Raw genomic sequence first — 24,716 nt, 5'->3', positions numbered from 1 at the left:
TCAGACCTTCAAAATAGGGCCGGGGTAGCTGGCCAGCAGAGCATCGGCCGTGACCAGCGTCAGGTCTTCGCGCATCGCCTGGGCCAGCAGCAAGCGGTCAAACGGGTCTTTGTGCAGATCGGGAAGGTTGCGAACGTCCATGGCGTGCAAGGAAGTGATGCCAAGCTCCTGATAGCCGTTGGCCAGCATGCCGGCTCGCCACTCCTGGACATCAATCGCCAGATCCTTGCGTGGCCGACTCAGCTTGATGTTGATTTCCCAAATGCTGGCGGCGCTGAAATACAGCGTATTCGCCGTATCACGCATCAGCCGGTCTGCTTTTTCAGGCAGGCGCTCTGGAAACAAGGCCGCCCATAACAGCAGGTGGGTGTCGAGCAAAAGCCGCTGGCTCACGGCGTGCCGTCGCCATTGAACAGGTCTTCGATTTCCTTGGCATACATCGTGTCGAAGTCTTCAGGGATTTTCCCCTTGCCCCGCATGAAGCCCAACCGCGCCGGCGTGTGCGGCGTCTCGGGCTCTATCGGCACCACCCGCACCATGGGCTTGCCCGCCTTGGCAATGATGAAGGATTCGCCTTTGGAGGCACGCTCGACGAGGCGCGACAAATGGGTTTTGGCTTCGTGGATGTTGACGGTTTGCATCAAGGGCTCTTGTGGACCAAGTCGGGTTAGTTTAATCAATCCAATGGAAAAATGGATCAAGCTGACCGTGCGGATTTATTTCCCCAGACTCTTCAGCGCCAGCTTGATACCGTCGCTCACGCCCACGTCCTGCGGCAGGGCTTTCAATGCCAGGGCGGCATCCTTGTCGCTGTAGCCCAGCGCGACCAGCGCCTGCAGGATGTCGAGCTGCGCTTCGTTGCTCACGCTGACCTGCGCGCCAATGTCGGCGCCGAGCTTGCCCTTGAGTTCCAGCAGCAAGCGTTCGGCGGTTTTCTTGCCGATGCCCGGCACCTTGATGATGCGGCCGGTCTCTTGCAGGGTCACCGCCTGCGCCAGATCGGCCACGCTCATGCCACTGAGCACGCTGAGCGCCATGCGCGGGCCAATGCCGGTGATCTTGATCAACAGGCGAAACGCGGCGCGTTCGGCGGTGCTGCCAAAGCCGTAAAGCAATTGCGCATCCTCGCGCACGATGAAATGGGTGTGCAGGCTGACCTTCTCGCCCAGCCCCGGCAGGTTGTAGAAGGTGCTCATGGGCACCAGCACTTCGTAGCCGACGCCATGGCAGTCCACCAGGATTTCGGGCGGATTTTTTTCGGCCAGCTGGCCAGTGAGTCTTCCGATCATGGGCAAATCTTAGCAGCCGGCCAGCGGCGCGGATTTAGGCAGACAATCGCCTTTTACCGCCCTGTTTTGACTGCTTTAGGAAACCCTGATCTTGATGCTTCGCCACACTTTCACGCCGCCCAACAACACCCGTATGGCCAACCTGTGCGGGCCCATGGACATCCACATCCGCACCATCGAGGCGGGGCTGCAGGTGACGATTGCGCACCGCTTCGAGCAGTTCAAGATCGACGGCACCAAGCTGCGCGCGACCCAGGCGCTGGAAGTGCTGCAGGCGCTGTATGAAATCGCCCAGCGGCCGATCGAACCGGAAACCGTGCAGCTGATGCTGGCCGGCGACATGGCGCTGAACACGACCGAAGGCGGCATCACGCTGACGACGCGCCGCGCTGATTTGCGCGCGCGCACCGTCAACCAGGGCACGTACCTGGAAAATATTGCCGCGCACGACATCACCTTCGGCATCGGCCCGGCCGGCACTGGCAAGACCTATCTGGCGGTGGCTTGCGCGGTCGATGCGCTGGAACGCAGCACGGTGCAGCGCATTGTCCTGACGCGCCCGGCGGTCGAGGCCGGTGAGCGCCTGGGCTTTTTGCCCGGCGACATGGCGCAAAAGGTCGATCCCTACCTGCGGCCGCTGTACGACGCGCTGCACGAGTTGATGGGTTTCGAGCGCGTGCAAAAGGCCTTCGAGCGCCAGCAGATCGAGATTGCGCCGCTGGCTTTCATGCGCGGGCGCACGCTGAACCATGCCTTCGTGATCCTGGACGAGGCACAGAACACCACGCCCGAGCAGATGAAGATGTTCCTGACGCGCATCGGTTTTGGCAGCAAGGCGGTGGTGACCGGCGATGTGAGCCAGGTCGATTTGCCGCGTACGCAGATGAGCGGGCTGATCGATGCCGAACGCGTGCTCAAACGCGTGCAGGGCATTGCCATCACCCGGCTGACCAGCGCCGACGTGGTGCGGCACCCGCTGGTGGCGCGCATTGTGGACGCCTACGACAAGACGCCGAGCAACCGGGACGATGTCAAGGCGGCGCTTGAAGCGGCAGATGACGCTGTTGATGTGCTGGCGACTCCCATCCGCAAGACGAGCGCCAGGAGCCGAAATGGCTCTTGATTCACTGAGCTTGTCGCTGCAGTTCGGAAAATTCCCCGACGCCGCCCTGCACCGCGCTGCTTTGCCCCGGCACAGCGTCGCCCGCTGGATTCGTCACGCCCTGCAAAGCGATGCCGAAATCACCGTGCGCATTGTCGGCCAGGAAGAAGGCCAGACGCTGAACCGCGATTACCGGGGCAAGGATTACGCGACCAACGTGCTGACCTTCGATTACACGCAGGAGCCGGTCGTCACGGCCGATCTGGTGCTGTGCGCACCAGTGGTAGCGCGAGAAGCGCAAGATAACGGCAAGACCCTGCAGGCGCATTACGCGCACCTGCTGGTGCATGGCACGCTGCACGCGCAAGGCTGGGACCACGAAACCGGCGACGAGGAGGCGCAAAAAATGGAAGCCTGCGAAATCGACATCCTGGCCGGTTTGGGCATCGACAACCCCTACTGCTGACAGTTTTTTGCATCAAATACAGCTTTTGCGCAATCAGGACGGGCGCAAGCAGCTATTTAAACCATAGCAACCACCGGTTCTTCAGGCATCAGGCGCGATGTGCAGCGGAATCGTCACCGGCCCGTCGTTGACCAGGTGCACCTGCATGTCGGCGGCGAACCGGCCGGTTTCGACTTGCGGATGCAGCTTGCGGGCCTGGACCACGAAATAATCGTAAAGCCGCCGCCCGTCTTCGGGAGTTGCCGCGCCGGTGAAGCTCGGCCGGTTGCCCCCCGACACATCCGCCGCCAGCGTGAACTGGCTGACGATCAACAGCCCGCCGCACGCGCCCTGCCCGTCCAGGTCCTGCACGCTGCGGTTCATCTTGCCGGCATCGTCCGAAAAGATGCGCAGCTTGAGAAGCTTGGCCAGCAACTTGTCGGCTTGCGTTTCGCTGTCGCCGCGTTCGGCGCAGACCAGCACCAGCAAACCCCGGCCAATCTGGCCAACGGTTTGGCCATTCACCACGACGCGGGCTTCGGCCGCACGCTGCAGCACGGCTTTCATGAACGCTGCGCCCGGCGCATCAGCTCAGCGTGACCCGCGCAAACTTGCGCTTGCCAACCTGCACCACATAAACTCCGGCCGGCAGTTTCAGCGCCTTGTCGCTGACCACGCTCGAATCGACGCGAACGCCACCGCCGTCAATCAGCCGGCTGGCTTCGCTGCCCGAAGGTGCCAGGCCCGCCGCCTTGAGCAGTGCCCCAATGCCGATCGGAGCGCCTGCCAGCTGCACCTCGGGAATCTCGTCGGGCACGCCGCCCTTGCTGCGGTTGATGAAATCCTGCTCGGCGGCGTCAGCAGCGGCCACTGAATGAAAGCGCGCCGTGATTTCCTTGGCCAGCGCCACCTTGGCATCCTTGGGGTTGCGGCCGCCTTCAACCTCGGTCTTCAGCGCGGCAATGGCGGCTTCGCTTTTGAACGACAGCAGCGTGTACCACTTCCACATCAGCACGTCGGAAATCGACAGCACCTTGGCGAACATGCTGTTGGCGTCCTCGGAAATGCCGATGTAGTTGTGCTTGCTTTTCGACATCTTCTCGATGCCGTCCAGGCCTTCGAGCAGCGGCATGGTCAGGATGCACTGTGGCTCCTGGCCGTATTCCTGCTGCAGGTGCCGCCCCATCAGCAAATTGAACTTCTGGTCGGTGCCGCCAAGTTCCAGGTCACTTTTGAGCGCCACCGAGTCATAACCCTGCAGCAGCGGGTACAAAAACTCATGCACGCTGATCGGCGTTCCGGCATGGAAGCGGTCATGAAAGTCGTTGCGCTCCATCATGCGCGCCACGTTGTAGCGCGATGCCAGTTGGATCATGCCGCGCGCACCCAGCGGGTCGCACCATTCGCTGTTGTAGCGAATCTCGGTTTTGGCCGGGTCCAGCACCAGGCTGGCCTGGCGGTAGTAGGTTTCGGCATTCAGCTTGATCTGCTCGGCTGTCAGCGGCGGGCGGGTGCTGTTGCGCCCCGACGGGTCGCCAATCAGCGTGGTGAAGTCGCCAATCAGGAAAATCACGGTGTGGCCCAGGTCCTGCAACTGGCGCATCTTGTTCAGCACCACGGTGTGACCAATGTGGATGTCGGGTGCGGTCGGGTCCAGCCCGAGCTTGATGCGCAACGGCACGCCGGTGGCTTCGCTGCGGACCAGCTTGCGCGTCCATTCGTCCTGCGGAATCAGCTCTTCGCAGCCCCGCAGGGAGACTGCCAGCGCCGACTTGACATGCTCAGACAGGGGGTTATTTGTAACAAGCTCTTGATTCATAAGGGTTTTTCCAGGGGCTGCCGGATGTCTGACAGATATAATTCCGACTTTCCTACATCGGGCCGCCATTTTAAAGGCGCTACTGATCGCTGGCGAGGAAGCCAAAATTTTCGAGTTCAATGCCCCCTCGCGCTGGCAAAACGCCTGGACACGGCATCGATCGACCTGTCATCACTGTCCGGCCGCTCCTGAGAGCCCGGTGCACTCTAGTTGGGATTTACGTTTTGCGCCTGCCCGTCGCCTCTCATGTTCCGCTGACCCTTTCCCGCATATTGACCGCTGTAGGCGAAAGCCTGCGCCGCCACCCCCGGCGCATCACCGGCAGCCTGGCCATGCTGCTGCTGGGAACCGGCGTGACGGCTTTCGGTGTTGCGCCGCTGGCGCCTGATGCCGCCGACCTGCCGGTCCGCCAGGTGCTCGAAGCCATTCAGCCGCTGGCGCCCGCGTCAGCTCAAGCCCAGACCGAAGCGCTCGCCGACTTCAGCTTCAGCTTGTTCCGTACCGAGGCCACACGCAGCAGCGACACGGCGGCTTCGCTGCTCAGGCGGCTCAACCTTGATGACGCACCAGCCGATGCTTTTCTGCGGAGTGACCCCAATGCGCAACTGGTTCTGGCCGGTCAGCCGGGCAAGAATGTAACAGTTGAAGCCAATGACAGCCAGCAGTTGCTCAAGCTCAGCATGCGCTGGCCGAGCGACGACGAACAGATGTTCCAGCGCCTGGTGATCGAGCGCAGCAGCGCAGGCTTTACATCGCGCATCGAGACTGCGCCCTACACCCGCTCGGCCCAGCTGGCCAGCGCCGCCATCCAGTCCACGCTGTTTGCCGCCATCGACGATGCACGCATCCCCGACGGGGTCGGCGTGCAGATCGCAGAAATCTTCTCGGCCGACATTGACTTTCGCCGCTCGCTGCGCAAAGGCGACCGCTTCAACGTGGTGTACGAAACCCTGGAAGCCGATGGCGAAACCATGCGCGTCGGCCGCGTGCTGTCGGCCGAGTTTGTCAACGGCGGCAAGACATTCCAGGCGATGTGGTTCCAGCCGCCGGGCATTGACACCGCCGGCGTGCCCCTCAAGGGCGGCTACTACACGCTGGACGGCCAGAGCCTGCGCCGCTCCTTCCTGAGTTCCCCGGTCGAGTTCTCGCGCATCAGCAGCGGCTTCTCGATGCGCTTTCATCCGGTGCTGCAAACCTGGCGAGCCCACAACGGCACCGACTTTGCCGCCACCACCGGCACACCGGCCCGCACCGTCGGAGATGGCGTGGTCGAGTTCGCCGGTGTGCAGAACGGTTTTGGCAACGTGGTCTTCGTCAAGCACCGCAACAACATGGAAACCGTCTACGCCCACCTGAGCAAGATCAATGTACAGGCCGGCCAGACCGTGACGCAGGGCCAGACCATCGGCCTGGTCGGCGCCACCGGCTGGGCCACCGGGCCGCACCTGCATTTCGAGGTGCGCATCAACGGCGTTCAGCAGGACCCGATGACGATTGCCCGGCAAAGCGACGTGGTTCCGGTGCCCGCCGCCGCCCTGCCCCAGTTCAGGCAGCTGGCCAATGGTTTTCGCAACCAGTTGCAGGCCGCTGCCACCATCGACCAGACGCGCGCCGAATAAGCCGGAACAGGCGGCGACTGCGGCAAAATCGCTGCATGCACGACTATTTCATCGGCCTGATGTCAGGCACCTCTCTTGACGGCGCCGATGGCGTGATGGTCGATTTTTCCGGTGACAGACTGCGCGTCGTCGCCAGTGCCAGCGAACCGTTTGCCGGCAGCTTCCGGGCCGAACTGCTGGCGCTCAATGCGCCTTCCCACAATGAACTGCATCGCGCTGCACTGGCAGGCAGCGAACTGGCGGTGGTGTATGCACGGGTGGTTGCCGCCCTGATGCATCAGGCGCAAGCGCAGGGAATTTACGCCGTCCATGTCCAGGCAATAGGCGCGCATGGGCAGACCGTCAGGCATCAGCCGCAGCGAACTTCCAATGCGCCCTCGGGCGTGGGCTACACACTCCAGCTCAACCACCCCGCCCTGTTGGCCGAGCTGAGCGGGATCGATGTGGTGGCGGATTTCCGCAGCCGCGATGTCGCCGCAGGCGGCCAGGGTGCGCCCTTGGTACCGGCTTTTCACCAAGGCATTTTTGGCAACGGCGATGACAGCGTGGCGGTGCTGAACCTGGGCGGCATTTCGAATCTCAGCGTGCTGCCGCCCTCAGGCGCCACATGGCCTGTGGTCGGCTTTGACTGCGGGCCGGGCAATGCCCTGATGGACGCCTGGTGCCTTCGGCACACCGGCCAGCCGTTTGACGCAGGCGGCGCCTGGGCCAAAAGCGGCCGGCTGATTCCGGCGCTGCTGGGCCGCCTGCTCGACGAGCCCTACTTTGGGCAGCCTATTCCCAAGAGTACGGGGCGCGATCTTTTCAGCCTGGCGTGGCTGGCTGAAAAGATCCAGCCCTTTGCCGGTGAACGCCCCGAGGATATTCAGAATACATTGACCGAATTGACGGTTTGTGCATGTACTGCCGGCGTAAGCAGCTATGGAAAAAAGAGCAGTGAGTTGATTGTCTGCGGCGGCGGCGCTTTCAATCTGCATCTGCTTGAGCGCCTGCAGACGGCATTGCCCTGGCTGCGCGTCAGCACTTCGGATGCGCACGGCCTGGGACCGCTGCAGGTCGAGGCGGCCGCGTTTGCCTGGCTGGCCCGCCAGATGCTCAGGCGCCAGCCGGGCAACCTGCCCGGCGTGACCGGCGCGGCCGGTGCGCGCGTGCTGGGGGCGCTGTATCCGGCCTGAACAGGCTTCGGGTCATGGGAGAAAATTTTCCTGGAATTGAAAAAGCCGCCCTGAAGGCGGCTTGTGCGAAAAGGCAACGTGAACGGCCCTTACATCACCCGCTCAGACCGAGAAGCTCGATCCGCAACCGCACGAACTGCTGGCGTTCGGATTCTTGATCACGAACTGTGCGCCTTCCAGATCGTCCTTGTAGTCGATTTCCGCACCGACCAGGTACTGGTAGCTCATGGCGTCGATCAACAGCGATACGCCATTTTTCGTCATGGTGGTGTCGTCGTCATTGGTGATTTCATCGAAGGTGAAACCGTACTGGAACCCGGAACAGCCGCCGCCCTGCACGAAGACGCGCAACTTCAGGTCGGGGTTTCCTTCCTCGGCAATCAGTTCGGCCACCTTGGAGGCCGCGCTGTCGGTGAACACGAAGGGGGAAGGCATTTCGGTCTGGATATTTTCGGCAACTGCACTCATGGGGAACTCCGTTGATCAATAGGCAATAGGGGGAAATAGTACAGTAAATCGATCAACCATACCGGCTGCGCGCCTTAACACACAACGCAACGCCCAATGAAAAAAGCCGCCCGGCGAACCAGGCGGCTTTTTGCGAAGCAGGGAAAGCGGAATTAACGCTTGCTGAACTGCTTGCGGCGGCGGGCTGAGCGGAAACCGACCTTTTTACGTTCGACTTCACGGGCATCGCGGGTCACGAAACCGGCCTGGCTCAACGCTGGCTTGAGCGTTGCGTCATAGTCGATCAGGGCGCGGGTGATGCCGTGGCGCACAGCGCCGGCCTGGCCGGACTCGCCGCCGCCGTGGACGTTGATCATGATGTCAAACGTCTCGACGTGGTTCGTCAGGAACAGGGGCTGGCGGCAGATCATGATGGAGGTCTGGCGACCGAAGAACACCTGGATGTCCTTGTCGTTGACCGTGATCTTGCCGGTGCCTTTTTTCAAGAACACGCGGGCAACGCTGGATTTGCGACGGCCGGTGCCGTTGTTCCATTCACCGATCATTTGGCGACTCCTGCGATTTCCAGCACTTTAGGCTGTTGGGCGGTATGCGGATGCTCTGCACCGCCGTACACCTTGAGTTTCTTGATCATGGCGTAACCGAGCGGGCCTTTGGGCAGCATGCCCTTGACGGCTTTTTCCAGGGCACGGCCCGGGAACTTGGTTTGCATGTCGCGGAAATTGGTGGCAGTGATGCCGCCTGGATAACCGGAATGGCGGTAGTAAATCTTGTCGGTCGACTTGGCACCGGTCACGCGCAGCTGGGCTGCGTTGATGATGATGATGAAATCACCGGTGTCGATGTGAGGCGTGTAAATGGCCTTGTGTTTGCCGCGCAAACGGAGAGCAACTTCGCTGGCTACTCGTCCGAGGACCTTGTCGGTCGCGTCAATCACAAACCACTCGTGCGTCACATCAGCGGGTTTGGCGCTGAAGGTTTTCATGAGTTTTCTTTTCGGAAAAAAGGGTTTGTCGGGTTCTTTTCCACGGTCGGCGTTCCTCTGATGAGAACCTCTTAGGTGGTCATTTGCCTGCAGGCGTTCTCTGGACAAGTCCAGAAAAAATCTTCAAGCAACCCTGCCGCGGAACCACATGTGCGCTGCAGAGCCTGCGATTATATGAAGAATCAAGCGCTGGCGTCAATTTTTGAGGGTCTTCGCGTGCGAGAAGGTACGATAGAGGGATGTTTTCCTACCGCCACGCCTTCCATGCAGGCAACCATGCCGACGTTCTCAAGCACACCACCTTGGTTGCGTTGATGAAGTACCTGACCCAGAAAGACACGGCATTGACCGTGATCGACACCCACGCCGGCGCCGGACTGTACCGCCTCGACGGCGACTACACCGAGACCAGCGGCGAAGCCAGCGAAGGTATCTTCAAGCTGATTTTGGCATCAAAATCCGCTCCAGCGCAAGCAGGACGTTCCAGTACAGCTACCAAAAAAATAGCAAATGACACCAAGCCCGCGCCTGCCGCGGCCGATGCCGCCTCGCCTCCAGCTGGCAGCTACGCCTGGGCGCCGGCTTTGCTGGATTACCTGGAACTGCTGCGCAGCCTGAACCCGCATTTTGCCCAGACCGGCGATCCGGCGCATCTGAAAATTTACCCGGGCTCGCCCTTCATCGAACAAAAATTCCTGAGCGGGCGTGACAAGCTCAAGTTGTTCGAGCTGCACCCGACCGATTTCAAGTCGCTTTCCGGCAACATCGAGCAGCTCGGCGTTGGCCGCCAGGTGGCGGTGGCACGCGAAGACGGCTTTGAGGCGCTGAAGACCTTTTTGCCGCCACCGGCCCGGCGCGCCATGGTGCTGTGCGACCCGAGCTATGAAATGAAGAGCGACTATGCGCGCGTGGCCGCCTGCATGGCGGACGCCGTCAAGCGCTTTGCCACCGGCACCTACGTGGTCTGGTACCCGATCATTCCGCGCCCCGAAGCCCACGACCTGCCGCGCAAGCTGAAAACCCTGGCAGTCAAGGCGCACCGCAGCTGGCTGCATGCCACGCTGACGGTCAAGTCGAGCAAGCTGACGCTAGATCCCGAAGGCGAGGTGGTCCGCCCCGGCCTGCCTGCCAGCGGCATGTTCATCATCAACCCGCCGCACACGCTGAAGGCCGACCTGAACGCCGCGCTGCCGCAAATGGTCGCCCTGCTCGGCCAGGACCGCAACGCCGGTTTCACCCTGGAACACGGCGGCTGAGCCCCAGCAACAAACGACACGTCCTCAGCCCGAGGGCTACGCGCACATCGGCAACGAGCCTTGAAACCGGTTTTGCCAAGCTGCATTTGCAACCCCTCCTCGGGGGGCCAAGAAATCACAAATAGAACGCGATCGTAGGCGCGCTCCTCCTAACCAGCAGGGGCCACGGAACCGGCTTTGCCGGGCCGTAGGCGCAGCGGCCCCCTAGGGGGGGCAGGAAGCCACACGCAGTGGGCGACCGTGGGGGCCTAATATTTCAGCGCGGTGCTCTTGCCCCAAAACACGCGGTAGGCAAACACCGTGTAGCCAATGATCATCGGCAACACGACGGCGGCGCCGACCAAAATGATGCCCATGGATTCCGGTGCAATGGCGGCTTGCCAGATGGTGATCCGGTCGATCACGAGCCATGGAAACAGGCTGTAGGCCAGGCCATAGAACGCCAGCACAAACACCCCGATGGTCGCGCCGAAGGGCACCCAGGCGCCGTATTCATTGCCCTGTGCCAGCCGCGTGGGCAGGCGCTGCAGGCTGCGGTAGATCACCCAGAACAGCACGGCGGTGGCGGCAGGAATCGGCAGCAGCAGCACGATGTTGGGAAAGCCAAACCACTTGTCAAAGATGTTTTGGCTTACCAGCGGCGTGGCGACCGAAATTGCGGCAATGCCCGTCATGGTGAAGAACAGGCTGGCCCGCCCCCATCGCACCGCCTGCAACTGCAGGTCGCCTTCGGACTTGATGATCAGCCAGCCGGCACCCAGCAGGCAGTAGGCCGACACCAGCGCCGCGCCAATCACCGCATTGAAGGCGATGACCCAGCCGCCTGAGTCAAAGCCGGTGATCAGCGAGCCAAGCATGTAGCCCTGGCTCCAGCTGGCCAGCACCGAGCCGGCAAAAAAAGCGCGGTTCCAGAGCGGCTTGAGCGCAGCGCGCGCCTTGACGCGAAAGTCGAATGCCACACCGCGCAGCGTCAGGCCGATCAGCATCATCGCCACCGGCAGGTAGAGCGAACCCAGGATCACCCCGTGCGCCATCGGAAACACCGTCAGCAAGATGCCCACGCCCAGCACCAGCCAGGTCTCGTTGGCGTCCCAGAAGGGGCCGATGCTGGCAATCATGCTGTCCTTGTGGTCTTCGCTGGCGCGGTTCATCAGCACGCCGACGCCGAGGTCGTAGCCGTCGAGCACCACATAGGCCAGCATCGCCAGGCCCATCACCACCAGGAACACCATCGGCATCCAGCCGGCGGCCTGCGTCAGGTCGGGAGCAAGGTCAAGCATGAGAGGCTCCTGCGGGTTTGACTTTCCGGGCGGCGCTTGGGTCCGGGTAGTTCACCGGATTGAGCGTGTCTTCCATGCCGGCCTCGAAGGGCTTGTCGGCATGCGTGCGGTGGCGCGCCAGGTAAAACACCACCGAGACATAGGCTGTGATCAGCGCGGCATACAAGGCCAGGTACAGGAAAAGCGTCAGCGCGATCTTGGGCGCCACCACCTGCGAGGCCGCGTCGGCGGCGGTCAGCACGCCCGACACCAGCCAGGGCTGGCGGCCGATTTCTGTGGTGTACCAGCCGGCAATCAAGGCCACCCAGCCGGCAAAGGTCATGGCCACCAGTGCCCTCGCCTGCCAGGTTTTCAACTCGCGTGCAGGAGGAAGTATGGTGCCGCTGGCAAGCCCTTCCCCCCCAGTCAGGGCCGCGGAACCGGCTTCGCCGGGCCGCAGGCGCAGCGCCCCCTCGGGGGGCAGCGCAGTACGCGAAGCGACTAGCATGGGGGCTTGCTTCTTCCAGGGCGCCAGTTGCAGCACACTCGACCAGCTGACGGCCAGCATCAGCAGGCCCATGCCGACCATGATGCGAAACGCCCAGAACACCGGGGCGACGGGCGGATGTTTGCCCTCGAATTCGTTCAACCCCTTGACCTCGCCGTCCAGGCTGTGCGTCAGGTAGAGCGACGCCAGCTTGGGAATGGCAATTTCATAGCGGTTCGTCCGGGTTTTCTCGTCCGGCAGCGCAAACAGCACGGCCGGCACGCCTTTCTGGGTTTCCCAGATGCCTTCCATGGCGGCCAGCTTGGCCGGCTGGTGCTCCAGCGTGTTCAGGCCGTGAAAGTCGCCCGCCACGATCTGCAGCGGAATCAGGAAGGCGGCCAGGTAGATGCCGGTCTTCAGGCTGGCCATCACGTCGGCGGCACGGTCCTGGCGCAGCCAGCGGTAGGCGGAAATGCCGGCCACCAGAAAGGCCACCGTGAGGCCCGACGCCAGCATCATGTGCGTGAAGCGGTAGGGAAACGACGGGTTGAAGATCACTTCGAGCCAGCTGGTCACATGCGCCTGGCCGTTGATCATTTCAAAGCCGGCCGGCGTGTGCATCCATGAATTGAGCGCCAGTATCCAGAAGGCCGACAGCGTGGTGCCGCCGGCCACCAGCAGCGTGGCAATGGTGTGCATCCGTTCACTGACGCGGGACCGGCCGAACAGCATCACGCCGAGCATGGTGGCTTCCAGGAAGAACGCCGTCATCACTTCGTAGGCCAGCAAAGGACCGGCCACATTGCCGACGGTTTCCATGAAACCCGGCCAGTTGGTGCCGAACTGGAAACTCATGGTGATGCCGCTGACCACGCCCAGCGCGAAGGTCAGCGCAAAAATCTTCACCCAGAACTGGTAGGCGTCCATCCAGTGTTGCTGGCCGGTTTTGACAAAGCGCAGCTTGAAAAACAGCAGCACCCAGGCCAGCGAGATGCTGATCGTCGGGAACAAAATGTGAAAGGTCATGTTGGCCGCGAACTGAATACGGGCCAAGACAACGGGGTCAAGTCCATCCATGATCAACTCCTGTCGTTATCAGAAAAAGCAACCGCCGCCTTCAGTGCCAACTCCGGTGTCGGCGCTGAAATTGGCAAAATACGACCCCTGAATCCGGCTTTGACAGTACTCGCTACTTTGTCCTTGGCTTCCAGCAGCTTTTGCACTTTCGCACCCATCTTCATGAGGCTGACCAGCGTCGCCGAATCCATCTTCTGCACGTCAAGCAGCCAGCCGGTCATCAGTTCGACCAGGTCGTGCATCTGCTTCATGCGCGCCTGGGCATGGATGTCGTCCTCGCCGCTGGGCTGCTCCATCAGCGCATCGCGCAACATGGACAGCGTCGGGTCGATCTCACGCTTGCGCCGCTCTTCTGCCAGCGTGCGGAAAATGGCCCACACGTCTTCGGGCGCCTGGAAGTATTCGCGCCGGTCGCCCGGCAGGTGCTGCAACCGGACCAGGTTCCAGGACTGGAGCTCCTTCAACCCCATGCTGACGTTGGAGCGCGAAAACGACAGCGCGTCGCCGATGTCGTCAGCATTCAGTGCCCGGGGCGAGACATACAGCAAGGCATAGATCTGCCCCACGGTGCGGTTGATGCCCCAGCGACTGCCCATCTCACCGAAATGCAGGACAAAACGCTGGGTCAAGGGAGCAAGGTTCATGGTACGCAATCTACTGAAGTTTCAGGAATTACTGAAATTTTAGTAAACACGCAAGCGATGCGCTGGCAGTTTTGTTTGACCTTGCGCGAAAACGGATAAGCAGGCAACACCGGCTGCGCCAAGCCCAACCATGCAGGGGTTGGTGGACGCCGGACGGCTGACTCCCTTTCCAGATCAATCCGGTATCCCGTTGCTTCACTTGGCGCGTGCTGCAGCACTTTCTCCGGCTTCGCGCCTACTCTCGGCTGGGTTTGTCAACCGAATGAAGCGGCAGAAAGACTAGTGGCGGTAGGGGTCGGCAGGCTTGCGTGCAGCGTGGCGCGGCGCGCTTTTCTTGCGTGAACGCGAAGGTGTGGTGTCGCCGGGACTGTTGGCGACGTTCAGCGACACCTCGGCAATGCCAGCGCCCACCAGCCCCAGCGCCTCGGCAGCGGCCTGGCTCACGTCAATCACCCGACCCGGGGAAAACGGTCCCCGGTCGTTGATGCGCACATCGACCTCGCGGCCCAGCGCCAGGCTGCGCACCCGCACGATGGTGCCGAAAGGCAGCGTCTTGTGCGCCGCCGTCAGCGCATATTTGTCGTAGTTTTCGCCGCTGGCGGTGCGGCGGCCATGGAACCGCGCGCCATACCACGAAGCGTGGCCGCGCTCGAGTTCGCGGGCGTCTTCGCCGGTGAACTGGTATTTTTCATCCACCGGCATGTCTGGCATCGCTGGCGTTTCAGCCTCGACGGCAGGCACGGCGGACTCGATTTGCCGGCGAAAGCGCCTGGCAATGAAATCCGTCAGGCGTGACGGCCGCGGCGTTTCGGCGACAGGCGCCAATGAAGGCGTTGCAGGCGTCGACGCCGTGGACGCCGTAGGAGATAAAACCAGTGCCGTGTCAGCCGGCACTGGCGGTTCAGGTGGCGTGACGCAGCCAGCCAGCAGTGCAAGACAACCTGCCGCCAGCCAGCACTTGACGGCAGCCTGGAAAGCGAAGACCTGCCCCGCCATCAGGCCGGCGTCAACCGGCGAATGATCTCGGACGTCGCTGCCGCCTGGTTCATCGTATAAAAATGAATGCCCGGCACACCCGCCGTGCGCAACTGGTCGCACAGGTCGGTCATCACGTCCAGGCCAAAGCTCCTGATCGACGCCGTGTCGTCGCCAAAGCCCTGGAGCCGCAGGCGGATCCAGCGCGGAATTTCGGCCCCGCAGGCGTCCGAAAAGCGCATCAGCTGGGCCCCATTGGTGATCGGCATGATGCCCGGCACCACCGGCACGTCGGCGCCCAGGCGCTGCACGTCGTCGACAAAGCGGAAATAGGCGTCGGCGTTGAAAAAATACTGGGTGATCGCCGAATCGGCGCCGGCCCTGACCTTGGCCGCAAAGGCCTGCAGGTCGGCGTCGGCGGATTTGGCCTGCGGATGGATTTCCGGGTAGGCGGCCACCTCGATGTGAAAGGCATCGCCAGTCTCACGCCGGATGAAGGCCACCAGGTCGCTGGCGTAATGGAACTCGCCGCCCGCGCCATAGCCACTGGGCAGGTCGCCGCGCAAGGCTACCAGCCGCTTGACGCCCATGGCTCGCAAGGCAGCCAGCTGTTCGCGAACTGTCGCCTGGGTGGCGCCCACGCACGAGAAGTGGCAAGCGGCGGCCTCGCCCTCGTCAAGAATAGCCTTGACGGTGCTGAAGGTGCCCTCTTGCGTCGAGCCGCCGGCGCCAAACGTGACCGAGCAAAACTCGGGCTGGCAGGCGTACAGCGCCTGGCGCGTCAGGCACAGTTTGCCGACGCCCTCGGGGGTCTTGGGCGGGAAAAATTCAAAACTGACCGGAATGTTCATTGCGGGCTTTCTAGTCGCTGGTGGCGTTGTCGTCGGCTTTCTTGCCGCGCCGCTTGGCCGGGCCATGCTGGCCGGCATGCGCGGCCTCGGCCGCCTCGGAGTCTTCGTGCGGCTCGCGGGAGGCGCGCATTTCGCTGCGCGACACGCGCTTGGCAACTTGTCGTTTTGGCGCGGCGGCCAGTGGCTGGTCTTCGCCTTCTACTTCGTGGCCCTTCTGGGCATGGATGAAGAATTCGCGGTTGCCGTCGCCGCCGGCAATCGGCGACGCCAGCCAGCCCTTGACCTCCAGCCCCAAAGCGGCACAGGCATCGCGCAGGCGCTTTTCCACAAACTCGAAATGCACCGCGTCGCGCACGATGCCGCCCTTGCCGATCTGGCCGGGCTGCAGCTCGAACTGCGGCTTGACCAGCATCAACAGCTGGCCGTCGGCCTTGAGCAGGCGCGCCACGGCGGGCAGCACCAGCGTCAGCGAGATAAAGGACAGGTCGCCTGTCAGGAAGTCGAACACCGGATCGAACCCGTCCATGTCCTGGTCGCTGTAGCCGTCTTCCTCGACATCGGCAAACGCATCGTCACCCAGGCTGCGGCCATGCAAGGCGCGGCGGTAATGCTCGCTCAGTTCGTCGGCTGTCAGCGACCGCGCATTCACCCCCTCGATGCAGACCACGCGCTCGTCGCTGCGCAGGCTGTCGTGCAACTGACCATGGCCGACATCGACACCCACGACCTGCGCAGCGCCGTGCTGCAGCAGGCAGTCGGTGAAGCCGCCGGTGGACTGTCCGATGTCGAGGCAGCGCAGGCCACTCACCTTCAGGCCGGTAGCCTTCAGTGCACCTTCAAGCTTGAGGCCGCCGCGCGAGATGTATTTCGCTTCGGTGGTGTCAAGCAGTTGCAGTTCGGCAGCGGCGGGAATCTCGTCGCCGTTCTTGGCGATTTTTTTCCACGCCACCGCCTCGTCAACCCGCCAGTGCACGCCAGAGGCAATCAGGCGCTGGGCCTGGGAACGGGTGGTGGCATGGCCGTGTTCGACAAGAAATAGATCAGCGCGCATAGGTTCGGGCAACGTCAAGGTTGCGTGCAGGGAAATGAAACTATCATCTTGATAGCTGACAACGCATGCACAGCATGCGCCGGAGGCCAATATGGCTTAAAAACCCCCCGCACCGTGATGCAGGGGACGCCAACCACTTCAATAGCGGTAGGTGTTGGCTTTGTACGGGCCGGCTTTGGACACGCCAATGTACGCGGCCTGCTCGTCGCTCAGTTCGGACAGCATGGCGCCGACCTTTTTCAGGTGCAGGCGGGCGACTTTTTCGTCAAGGTGCTTTGGCAACACATAGACCTTGCCGGCGTCGTATTCAGCCTGTTTGGTGAACAGCTCGATCTGGGCAATCGTCTGGTTGGCAAAGCTCGACGACATCACGAAGCTCGGGTGGCCGGTGCCGCAGCCCAGGTTCACGAGGCGGCCCTTGGCCAGCAGGATGATGCGCTTGCCGTCCGGGAAGATCACATGGTCCACCTGCGGCTTGATTTCTTCCCAGGTGCATTTTTCCAGCGCCACCACGTCGATTTCGTTGTCGAAATGGCCGATGTTGCAAACGATGGCCTGGTCTTTCATGGCCGCCATGTGGTCATAGGTGATGACGTTCTTGTTGCCGGTGGCGGAGACGAAGATGTCGCACTTGTCGGCGGCGTATTCCATGGTCACGACCTTGTAGCCCTCCATGGCGGCTTGCAGCGCGTTGATCGGGTCGATCTCGGTCACCCAGACCTGGGCGCTCAGCGCGCGCAGCGCTTGGGCCGAGCCCTTGCCCACGTCGCCGTAGCCGGCAACCACGGCAACCTTGCCGGCGATCATCACGTCGGTGGCGCGCTTGATGGCATCGACCAGCGACTCGCGGCAGCCGTAGAGGTTGTCGAACTTGGACTTGGTGACCGAATCGTTCACATTGATGGCGCGAAACGCCAGCGTGCCCTTGACCGACATTTCATTCAGGCGCAGCACGCCGGTGGTGGTTTCCTCGGTCACGCCGATGATGTTTTTCAGGCGGCGGCTGTACCAGGTCGGGTCTTTTGCCAGCTTGGCCTTGATGGCGGCGAACAGACAGATTTCCTCTTCGCTGCCGGGCCGGGAGATCACGCTGGCATCGGTTTCAGCCTGGGCGCCCAGGTGCATCAGCAGCGTCGCATCGCCGCCGTCGTCCAGGATCATGTTCGGGCCTTCTTCCGGCGTGCCTTTGTGGCCAGTGAACTCGAAAATGCGGTGCGTGTAGTCCCAGTAATCGGCCAGGGTTTCGCCCTTGATGGCGAACACTGGCGTGCCTTCGGCGGCAATCGCGGCGGCGGCATGGTCCTGCGTCGAGAAAATGTTGCACGATGCCCAGCGCACTTCGGCGCCCAGCGCCTGCAGCGTTTCGATCAGCACGCCGGTCTGGATCGTCATGTGCAGCGAGCCGGTGATGCGTGCGCCTTTGAGCGGCTGGGCAGCGGCAAATTCCTGGCGAATCGCCATCAGGCCGGGCATTTCGGTCTCGGCAATCTTCAGTTCCTTGCGTCCCCACGCGGCCAGGGTCAAGTCGGCGATGATGTGGTCGGTATTCAGGATGGTCTTCAAAACGGCGTTCATTTGGGTCTCTCCAAAATCAGGGTCAAGCGGGCAAAATAGCCACGACCGCAGGGCTTGTGAAGGAAAGTGTGGAATTCACTCACCCGGCATCAAGGCACATGCGGGTGAGCGTGGTTGCAAGAAAAAGTCCTGAGCCTAGACCACATGCCGTGGGTTGCAACGCTCCTCAGGAGAGGGTGCATTGTACAGAACACGTCAAACCAGGCCGCGCATCCCGACAAAAGCCTGCATGCCAAAATGAACCGATGCAAGCACTTGAACACTGGCCAATGGACCGTCGCAGCCGAATCACCGGCGTTTTCACCGACATTGACGACACCCTGACCACCGAAGGCGCCATCACGCCCGACGCGCTGGCTGCACTGACCGCCCTGAAAAGCGCCGGCCTTGACGTCATGGCCATCACCGGCCGGCCAGTGGGCTGGAGCGAACCCTTTGCGCTGGCCTGGCCGGTCGATGCCATCGTGGCCGAGAACGGCGCCGTGGCCTTGGTTAACAATAAAAAAGGCATTTTCCGCACGGCTGGCGGGCGCCAGGCGCTATCAAAAATATACCAATCGGATGCATCAACCCGCGCGGCCAACCTGGCGCGCCTGCAGGCGGTGCTGGCGCGCATCGAGCGCGAACTGCCGGATGCCCGCCGCGCCACCGACTCGCCCGGGCGGGAAACCGACATCGCCATCGACCACAGCGAATTCGAGCACCTGGACATGGCGCAGGTTGCCGATGTGGTGCGCATCATGCGCAGCGAAGGCTTGAATGCCACCGTCAGCTCGATCCACATCAACGGCTGGCTGGGCGACCACGACAAGCTGCAGGGCGCGGGCTGGATCGTTCGCGAGTTGCTGGGACGCGACCTGGAAGCCGAAAGGGACCGCTGGGTTTACGTCGGCGACTCGACCAACGACCAGCGGATGTTCGAGGCCTTCGGCAACAGCATCGGCGTGGCCAATGTGCGGCGCTTTGAGGCGCAGCTCAGCCACCTGCCGCGCTACATCACCCGGGGCGAGCGCGGCGCCGGCTTTGCCGAAGTGGCGGCGGCCGTGCTGGCAGCCCGTACCGCTTGAAGCGGTAGCGGACCGCGTCAGGACGGCTTGCCCAGCCCCAGCTTTTCGACCAGCGCCTTTTCCTTCAGGAAGGTTTCCTGCGCAAACTTGCTGTAGTCGGCCGTGCCCATGTAGTTGGGCTGCATGTCGTAGCGGCCCAGCGCCGTCACGTAGCTGGGTTCTTCCATGGCTTTCTTGAACGCATCGTGCAGCCGCCTGACCACCTCGGGCGGCGTGTTCTTGGGCGCGCCAATGCCGAAGGGCGAGTTCTGCACAATGTCGTAGCCCAGTTCCTTGAGCGTCGGCGCATTCGGAAACTTGTCCAGCCGCTTGTCGCCCCAGGTGTTGAGCACCCGCAGCTTGCCGGCCTCGACCTGCGGCGCAAAGCCGGTGCTGTCGGCCGCCGCCATCAGCTGGCCGCTGAGCACCGCCAGCATGAGGTCGGCGCTGCCCTTGTAGGGAATGTGCTGCAGTTCGATGCCGGCCTTTTGCGCGATCAGCTCGGTGGTCAGGTGCGGACTGGTCAGCGTGCCGGTCGAGCCGTAGGTCAGCTTGCCCGGATTGGCCTTGGCATAGGCGACCAAGTCGGCCCAGGTCTTGAACGGCGAGTCGGCCGGCACGACGATGCCAAAGGCATAGCCGGTGATGTTGAGCACATAGCTGATGTCCTTGACCGGGTCCCAGTTGATCTTGGTGGTGTAGGGCAGGCGGAACACGCCCAGCGGAATCTGCGCGAGCGTGTAGCCGTCGGCTGGCGCGGTCTGCAGCTGCTGCGCCGGCAGCGTGCCGCCGGCACCGGGCTTGTTGTCGATGATGACCGGCTGGCCGAGGATTTTCGACGCGTTTTCGGCCAGCGAGCGCATGGTGATGTCGGTCGGCCCACCGGCTGGAAAGGCAACGATGAGCTTGATCGGCCGGACCGGAAAGCCCTGGGCCTGGGCGAAGGCGGCGCCCAGCGAACCCAGCGCGGGAACGGCCAGGACGGCAGCGGATTGGAGTAGTTGGCGGCGTTGCATGTAAGCGTCTCCTTAAAAGTCTGGCGGTTGGCGAAACCCTGATGATGCGTCACCTTGGCTCCAACCACATCAGGGCAACACCTGAAGCGCTGTCACCTGCGCGTCAGCTGGTTTTACAAGCCTTTCAGGGCTTTTGCGCAATGGGCGCAGGTGTAAGCAGCTATTTTGTTGATAGCGCCTGATCGTTCGTGGTCGGCAGCCCTGCCGCCACGTCCCGGAACGCTGCCAGCGCCGCTTCCAGGTGGTCGATGATTTTTTGCTGCAGCACATCGGGTGGCGGCAGGTCGTCGAGGTTGTCCAGCGTGTCGCCCTTGAGCCAGAAAATGTCCAGACTGGCATTGTCCCTTGCCACCAGTTCGGCATACGAATAGCGTTTGAATCGTTCGGTCTCAGTGCGCTGGTGGCGGTTTGCCGTGCGATAGCCGGTGATGAAATCCTGCAAGTCTTCAACTTTCAGCGTGCGGGTTTTCAGCGTGAAATGCTTGTTGGTGCGCAGGTCATAGAACCACACACCTTGGGTATGCACCTTGCCGTCTTTCGGCTTGGCATCAAAAAACACCACATTGGCCTTCACGCCCTGGGCGTAAAAAATCCCGGTCGGCAGGCGAAGCACGGGGTGAACGTCGCAGGTTTCGAGCAGCTTGCGGCGGATTTTCTCGCCCGCACCGCCCTCGAACAACACGTTGTCGGGCAGCACCACCGCCGCCTGGCCGTTGGTTTCAGGAGGGTGACGATGTGCTGCAAGAAGTTCAGCTGCTTGTTCGACGTGGTTTCCCAGAAATCCTGCTGTTCGCAGGTCAGCGCATCGCGGTCCTCGTCGCCCGCGGCATTGGTGATGGTCATGCTGCTCTTCTTGCCGAACAGCGGATTCGCCAGCACATAGTCAAAGCGCGCGCCGGGATCGGCAATCAGCGCATCGGCGCGGTCCACCGTCGGCTCGCCAGTCAGGTCGCCAATGTTGGGCAAGAACAGGTTCATCAGGCACATGCGCCGCGTACCCGCCACGATCTCGTTACCGTGAAAGGTCTTGTCACGCAAAAATTCGGCGGCTTTGCGGTTCAGCCTTTGCGCCAGCAGCCACTGCTGCGCGCCCAGAAAAAAGCCGCCCGAGCCGCAGGCCGGGTCGGCAATGGTTTTCAATGGCTCCGGCCGTACGCATTCGACTATCGCCTGGATCAGCGCGCGCGGCGTGAAGTACTGGCCTGCGCCGCTCTTGGTGTCTTCGGCGTTCTTTTGCAGCAGGCCTTCGTACAGGTCGCCCTTGGTGTCGGTGTCCATGCCGACCCAGCTGTCGGCGTCGATCAGCTGCACCAGCCGCGACAGCTTGGCCGGGTCCTGGATCTTGTTTTGCGCCTTGAAGAAAATTGCGCCCAGCATGCCTTTCTCGGGGCCCAACCGGTGCAGCGTGGCCAGGTACTGCGCCTCCAGCGGCTCGCCCACCTTGGCTTTCAGCGTGGGCCAGTCGTAGCCTTTGGGGATATGCGTGTCGCGCTTGTACGGTTCTTGCGCGTACTCGTGCGCCATTTTCAGGAACAGCAGGCAGGTCAGCTGCTCCAGGTAGTCGCCATGATCCGGTCCGCCTTGCGCTCGCTCACGCACAGCATGGCCGCGATGTCGCAGGTGCGGGGACGCTCGGCGCGACCCCCCGGCTTGGTCGCAGTTGAGCAGTATCAAGGCATTGATGACCTTGGACGCTGCGTGCGTGCCCTTGCCTGCGATGCCCTGCAACTCGGCTCTTTCCTGCTCTGACAAGGTGACTTTGTAATGTCCCATCCCCCCTTGTCCACGTCACATAGTTCGTGACGCGACACTAGGGCCAGGCCAGCTTCGAACGCCGCGAAGAAAAGATTCGGGCGAAGCGCCGCGACGCCAGCATCCCAGAGAGGACCCCTCGCCAGCCAAAGGTTGCCGACACGGCCGCATGCGCCCGATCGGCGTAGCTGCCGGTCAGTCGGTCGGCGCCCTGGCGCTGCGCCAGCTGCAGGTTAATGACGTTGCCGATGAGCCCAAGGTGCGTCAGCGCCTGCGGGAAGTTGCCGAGCATCCGGCCGTCGTCGGGCACGACCTCTTCAGCATAGAGACCGACATCGTTGGCGCAGCCGACGAGCTTCTCGATCATGCTGCGCGCAGTGTCGATGCGGCCAGCTGCCAGTTCGGCGTCGATCAGCCAGGAGCTGCAGACCAGGAAGGCTCCCTCCTCGCCTTCGAGACCGTCCTCGCCGACATAGCGCCCGATGAACTCGCCGCGCCCGAGCGTACGCCGGACGCGCGCGATCGTGGCCTCCAGGGTACCCGGCGGTGATGCAAAGCCGAGCATTGGCGCCAGCAGCACCGCCGCGTCGGTGCCGCCATCGTAGGCCTGCTGCAGGGCGCCATCGTCCGCCGATACACCGCAGACGCGGATGTCATCGGCAATCGCACGCGCGGCGGCTTTCCAGTGGTCACCGAGCAAACGGGCTGCACGGTCAAGACCGACCCAGCACATCAACTTGCCGTGGACATGGTGGCGCGGCGGGCCTCGCATTTCCCAGATACCCTGGTCGGGCTCGGACCAGTGCGCAGCGATGAAGTTTGCAACTGCTTCGAGCAGCCGACGGTATTGTCGGTCGAGCTTGCCGCCGAGAGCCTGGTACATCAGGGCGAGGTCGAGGATTTGTCCGTAGCCGTCGATCTGGCGTTGCAGGTAGGCGCCATTGCCTTGCCGCACCGGGGAGCTTGCGGCATATCCCTCCAGATGATCGAGCGTCGTCTCGGTCAGGTCGAGCGCACCGTCGATCCCGTACAGCGGCCGGACTTCGGGGAGTGAACGGCTGATGACACCCAGCAGGAACTCGTGGAAGCACCCGGCCTCGCCGCTGTAGCCGAGCACTGCGAGCGCATACAGCGCAAACGACGAATCGCGCACCCAGCAGTAACGGTAGTCCCAGTTGCGTTCGCCGCCGATGCCTTCGGGCAAAGAAGTCGTCGGTGCGGCCACGATCGCGCCGGTCGGCGCGTAGGTCAGCAGCTTGAGGGTCAGCGCGCTGCGCCGCACCTCCGTCTCGAACGGGCCGCGGTAGCGGCAATACCCGATCCATTCAGTCCAAAAGGCGCAGGTGGCAGCCAGGAATTCGGCGACACGGTCGGCGGGGGCCTGGCCAGCGATGGTGTTGCCGGCGAGGACGAGGTCTCGGCACGCGCCGGCAGTCATCGTCCACGCGGCTGTCGCGAGGTCGTGCTCAAGCTTGTAGTCGAGCTCGGCGAATAGGCGTGGCATTTCGGCTCCCGCGTCGACGACACCGCACTCGGCGGCGAGGCTCACGCCCTCACGTGCGAAGGCGCGCGAGGGGCGGTAGGCCGTCTCCATCTCGACCACGCCGCTCAGGCATTCGACCCGGCGCACGATCCAGGCCGGTGCGTTCAGGCGCACGTAGTCGTTGACCCCGGCGTCGAGCTGGCGCCCGACCGGCATGAAGTCGGTGACAGCGACTTCGCCCGAGGCCGTGCTGAACACGGTCCGCAGGATATTGGTGCCCGGCAGGTAGGCGCGGCTCGACGTCCAGGCATCGCGCGGGTGCAACGACCAGAAACCGCCCCGGCCAGCATCGAGCATGCGGCAGAAAACGGGATCGGCGTCAAAGCGGTGCAGGGTGGCCCAGTCGATGCTGCCGTCGCTGGCGACCAGCGCCGCGCTGTGGCAGTCGCCAATCAGGGCATAGTCCCCGATTGGCCGATAGCCACGGGGCTGAGCGGCGCCGCCGGCGAAAGCTTCAGCCGTTGTCACGGAATGCGGGGTAGAGGCTCATGCCGCCGTCAACGAAGAGTGTCGTGCCGGTGACGTAATCGGCATCGTCGGAGACCAGCCACACGGCTGCACGGGCGACGTCGTCCGGCGCTCCGATGCGCCCGTAGGGAATCAGCTTGAGCAGTTTCTCCCGGGCCTCGGGCGTGTTCCAGGCATCCTCGTTGATGTCGGTCTTGATCGCGCCGGGAGCAATGTTGTTGATGCGGATTCCCTGTCCGGCGACTTCCTGTGCGACGCTTTGCATCAGCATCGTCACGCCTCCCTTGGAGGCCGCATAGTTTGCGTGACCGCCCCAGGGAATCTGCTGGTGTACCGAACTCATGCAGACGATCTTGCCGCGTGCCCGGGAGACAAGCGTGGTGTCCTGGGCCATGAAGCGGCGTACGGCTTCGCGAACGCACAAAAACTGGCCGGTGAGGTTGACGTCAAGGACGCCGCGCCACTGCTCAAGGGTCATGTCTGCGATCGCCGCGTCCTTCTGCAGCCCGGCGTTGGCGACGACGATGTCGATGCGACCGAAGGCTGCGTGGACGGCGTCGTACATCCGCACGACATCGGCTTCGTCGGAGACGTCGGCGCGAACCGGCAGGGCCTCGCCGCCGACGCTCCGGATCTGCGCCACCACCGCATCCGCTGCTTCGCTGCCGCTATGGTAATTGACGCCGACGGCGGCACCGGCGCGGGCCAGCGCCACCGCCACGGCCGCGCCAATGCCGGAGCTGGCGCCGGTGACCAGGGCCTTCTGACCTTCGAGCGGGCGTCCGGAGGGGCTCATCGAATCCTCATGGGAGAG

At 62.8% G+C, this 24,716-nt stretch carries 24 protein-coding genes, 2 pseudogenes and 1 riboswitch; of the genes and pseudogenes, 6 read left to right on the top strand and 20 right to left on the bottom strand.

Going from position 1 to position 24,716, the window contains the following annotated elements; translation table 11 throughout:
• The 3 genes from IWX85_RS08025 to ruvA all read right to left on the bottom strand — a co-directional run bounded on the left by IWX85_RS08025 (position 1) and on the right by ruvA (position 1,289).
• Positions 1–393 (bottom strand): type II toxin-antitoxin system VapC family toxin, encoded by a 393-nt coding sequence (locus IWX85_RS08025; protein WP_036806296.1) that lies wholly within the window; start codon positions 391–393, stop codon positions 1–3.
• On the bottom strand, positions 390–641 hold the full coding sequence (locus IWX85_RS08020; protein ID WP_036806298.1) for a type II toxin-antitoxin system Phd/YefM family antitoxin: 252 nt from the start codon (positions 639–641) through the stop codon (positions 390–392). Before IWX85_RS08020 ends, IWX85_RS08025 begins: the two co-directional genes overlap by 4 nt.
• Positions 642–716: 75 nt before the next feature.
• Positions 717–1,289, bottom strand: a complete 573-nt coding sequence (gene ruvA / locus IWX85_RS08015; RefSeq protein ID WP_036806301.1) for a Holliday junction branch migration protein RuvA — start codon at positions 1,287–1,289, stop codon at positions 717–719.
• A gap of 91 nt (positions 1,290–1,380) precedes the next feature.
• Between ruvA and IWX85_RS08010 the strand changes: the two genes are divergently transcribed.
• Both IWX85_RS08010 and ybeY read left to right on the top strand, forming a co-directional pair.
• Positions 1,381–2,412, top strand: a complete 1,032-nt coding sequence (locus tag IWX85_RS08010) for a PhoH family protein (protein WP_196869389.1) — start codon at positions 1,381–1,383, stop codon at positions 2,410–2,412.
• A complete protein-coding gene (ybeY, locus tag IWX85_RS08005) occupies positions 2,402–2,857 on the top strand; it encodes an rRNA maturation RNase YbeY (RefSeq protein ID WP_036806305.1) in 456 nt (151 codons plus the stop codon). The genes IWX85_RS08010 and ybeY overlap by 11 nt, the downstream gene beginning before the upstream one ends.
• 81 nt (positions 2,858–2,938) lie before the next feature.
• Here ybeY and dtd read toward each other — a convergent pair whose 3' ends face one another.
• Complete coding sequence (dtd, locus tag IWX85_RS08000) at positions 2,939–3,403, bottom strand: D-aminoacyl-tRNA deacylase (protein ID WP_036806307.1); 465 nt, start codon at positions 3,401–3,403, stop codon at positions 2,939–2,941.
• A gap of 19 nt (positions 3,404–3,422) precedes the next feature.
• Positions 3,423–4,655 carry a tyrosine--tRNA ligase gene (gene tyrS, locus IWX85_RS07995; protein ID WP_036806309.1) on the bottom strand — a complete coding sequence of 411 codons (1,233 nt, stop codon included), beginning with the start codon at positions 4,653–4,655 and terminating at the stop codon, positions 3,423–3,425.
• Positions 4,656–4,879: 224 nt separating this feature from the next.
• On the opposite strand from tyrS, the gene IWX85_RS07990 reads away from it, so the two are divergent.
• Complete coding sequence (locus tag IWX85_RS07990; RefSeq protein ID WP_370584241.1) at positions 4,880–6,274, top strand: peptidoglycan DD-metalloendopeptidase family protein; 1,395 nt, start codon at positions 4,880–4,882, stop codon at positions 6,272–6,274.
• Between the two features lie 35 nt (positions 6,275–6,309).
• Entirely contained in the window at positions 6,310–7,449 is a 1,140-nt protein-coding gene (locus IWX85_RS07985; RefSeq protein ID WP_196869387.1) for an anhydro-N-acetylmuramic acid kinase, read from the top strand.
• Positions 7,450–7,551: 102 nt separating this feature from the next.
• On the opposite strand, the gene erpA is transcribed toward IWX85_RS07985, so the two are convergent.
• The 3 genes from erpA to rplM form a co-directional block, all read right to left on the bottom strand.
• Positions 7,552–7,917, bottom strand: a complete 366-nt coding sequence (gene erpA / locus IWX85_RS07980; protein ID WP_036806313.1) for an iron-sulfur cluster insertion protein ErpA — start codon at positions 7,915–7,917, stop codon at positions 7,552–7,554.
• 152 nt (positions 7,918–8,069) lie between these two features.
• Positions 8,070–8,462, bottom strand: coding sequence for a 30S ribosomal protein S9 (gene rpsI, locus IWX85_RS07975; protein WP_026781089.1), 393 nt, complete (start codon positions 8,460–8,462; stop codon positions 8,070–8,072).
• Positions 8,459–8,902 carry a 50S ribosomal protein L13 gene (gene rplM, locus IWX85_RS07970; protein WP_029527546.1) on the bottom strand — a complete coding sequence of 148 codons (444 nt, stop codon included), beginning with the start codon at positions 8,900–8,902 and terminating at the stop codon, positions 8,459–8,461. Before rplM ends, rpsI begins: the two co-directional genes overlap by 4 nt.
• Positions 8,903–9,141: 239 nt before the next feature.
• On the opposite strand from rplM, the gene IWX85_RS07965 reads away from it, so the two are divergent.
• Positions 9,142–10,158, top strand: a complete 1,017-nt coding sequence (locus IWX85_RS07965) for a 23S rRNA (adenine(2030)-N(6))-methyltransferase RlmJ (RefSeq protein ID WP_196869386.1) — start codon at positions 9,142–9,144, stop codon at positions 10,156–10,158.
• A gap of 248 nt (positions 10,159–10,406) precedes the next feature.
• Here the strand turns inward: IWX85_RS07965 and IWX85_RS07960 are convergent, their stop codons facing one another.
• The 7 genes from IWX85_RS07960 to ahcY all read right to left on the bottom strand — a co-directional run bounded on the left by IWX85_RS07960 (position 10,407) and on the right by ahcY (position 18,077).
• Positions 10,407–11,438, bottom strand: a complete 1,032-nt coding sequence (locus tag IWX85_RS07960) for a cytochrome d ubiquinol oxidase subunit II (RefSeq protein ID WP_196869385.1) — start codon at positions 11,436–11,438, stop codon at positions 10,407–10,409.
• Positions 11,431–12,981, bottom strand: a complete 1,551-nt coding sequence (locus IWX85_RS07955; protein WP_196869384.1) for a cytochrome ubiquinol oxidase subunit I — start codon at positions 12,979–12,981, stop codon at positions 11,431–11,433. The genes IWX85_RS07960 and IWX85_RS07955 overlap by 8 nt, the downstream gene beginning before the upstream one ends.
• Before the next feature lie 2 nt (positions 12,982–12,983).
• Positions 12,984–13,625: a GbsR/MarR family transcriptional regulator gene (locus IWX85_RS07950; RefSeq protein ID WP_231379619.1), complete on the bottom strand. Its 642-nt coding sequence runs from the start codon at positions 13,623–13,625 to the stop codon at positions 12,984–12,986.
• A 279-nt stretch (positions 13,626–13,904) separates the two neighbouring features.
• Positions 13,905–14,621: a septal ring lytic transglycosylase RlpA family protein gene (locus IWX85_RS07945; protein ID WP_196869383.1), complete on the bottom strand. Its 717-nt coding sequence runs from the start codon at positions 14,619–14,621 to the stop codon at positions 13,905–13,907.
• Entirely contained in the window at positions 14,621–15,451 is an 831-nt protein-coding gene (gene metF, locus IWX85_RS07940; RefSeq protein ID WP_196869382.1) for a methylenetetrahydrofolate reductase [NAD(P)H], read from the bottom strand. Before metF ends, IWX85_RS07945 begins: the two co-directional genes overlap by 1 nt.
• A gap of 10 nt (positions 15,452–15,461) precedes the next feature.
• Entirely contained in the window at positions 15,462–16,502 is a 1,041-nt protein-coding gene (locus IWX85_RS07935; protein ID WP_196869381.1) for a TlyA family RNA methyltransferase, read from the bottom strand.
• A 138-nt stretch (positions 16,503–16,640) separates the two neighbouring features.
• Complete coding sequence (ahcY, locus tag IWX85_RS07930; RefSeq protein ID WP_036806331.1) at positions 16,641–18,077, bottom strand: adenosylhomocysteinase; 1,437 nt, start codon at positions 18,075–18,077, stop codon at positions 16,641–16,643.
• Positions 18,078–18,176: 99 nt separating this feature from the next.
• A riboswitch (S-adenosyl-L-homocysteine riboswitch) is annotated at positions 18,177–18,251 on the bottom strand.
• Positions 18,252–18,322: 71 nt separating this feature from the next.
• Between ahcY and IWX85_RS07925 the strand changes: the two genes are divergently transcribed.
• Positions 18,323–19,144, top strand: coding sequence for an HAD family hydrolase (locus IWX85_RS07925; protein WP_196869380.1), 822 nt, complete (start codon positions 18,323–18,325; stop codon positions 19,142–19,144).
• A 17-nt stretch (positions 19,145–19,161) separates the two neighbouring features.
• Here the strand turns inward: IWX85_RS07925 and IWX85_RS07920 are convergent, their stop codons facing one another.
• The 5 genes and pseudogenes from IWX85_RS07920 to IWX85_RS07900 form a co-directional block, all read right to left on the bottom strand.
• Complete coding sequence (locus tag IWX85_RS07920) at positions 19,162–20,139, bottom strand: tripartite tricarboxylate transporter substrate binding protein (RefSeq protein ID WP_036806336.1); 978 nt, start codon at positions 20,137–20,139, stop codon at positions 19,162–19,164.
• A gap of 160 nt (positions 20,140–20,299) precedes the next feature.
• Positions 20,300–21,417, bottom strand: a pseudogene (locus IWX85_RS07915) (class I SAM-dependent DNA methyltransferase).
• A 290-nt stretch (positions 21,418–21,707) separates the two neighbouring features.
• Positions 21,708–21,912 (bottom strand): annotated as a pseudogene (locus tag IWX85_RS07910) (IS630 family transposase); the annotation flags it as partial.
• 37 nt (positions 21,913–21,949) lie between these two features.
• Positions 21,950–23,902, bottom strand: coding sequence for a glycoside hydrolase family 15 protein (locus IWX85_RS07905; RefSeq protein WP_196869379.1), 1,953 nt, complete (start codon positions 23,900–23,902; stop codon positions 21,950–21,952).
• On the bottom strand, positions 23,889–24,698 hold the full coding sequence (locus IWX85_RS07900) for a glucose 1-dehydrogenase (RefSeq protein ID WP_196869378.1): 810 nt from the start codon (positions 24,696–24,698) through the stop codon (positions 23,889–23,891). The genes IWX85_RS07905 and IWX85_RS07900 overlap by 14 nt, the downstream gene beginning before the upstream one ends.
• Between the last annotated feature and the right edge of the window lie 18 nt (positions 24,699–24,716).

The sequence above is a fragment of the Polaromonas sp. CG_9.11 genome (assembly GCF_015752225.1).
GTDB lineage: Bacteria > Pseudomonadota > Gammaproteobacteria > Burkholderiales > Burkholderiaceae_C > Polaromonas.
The sequence above is the reverse complement of the archived record's forward strand: the minus strand, read 5'-3'. Positions and strand labels throughout refer to the sequence as shown.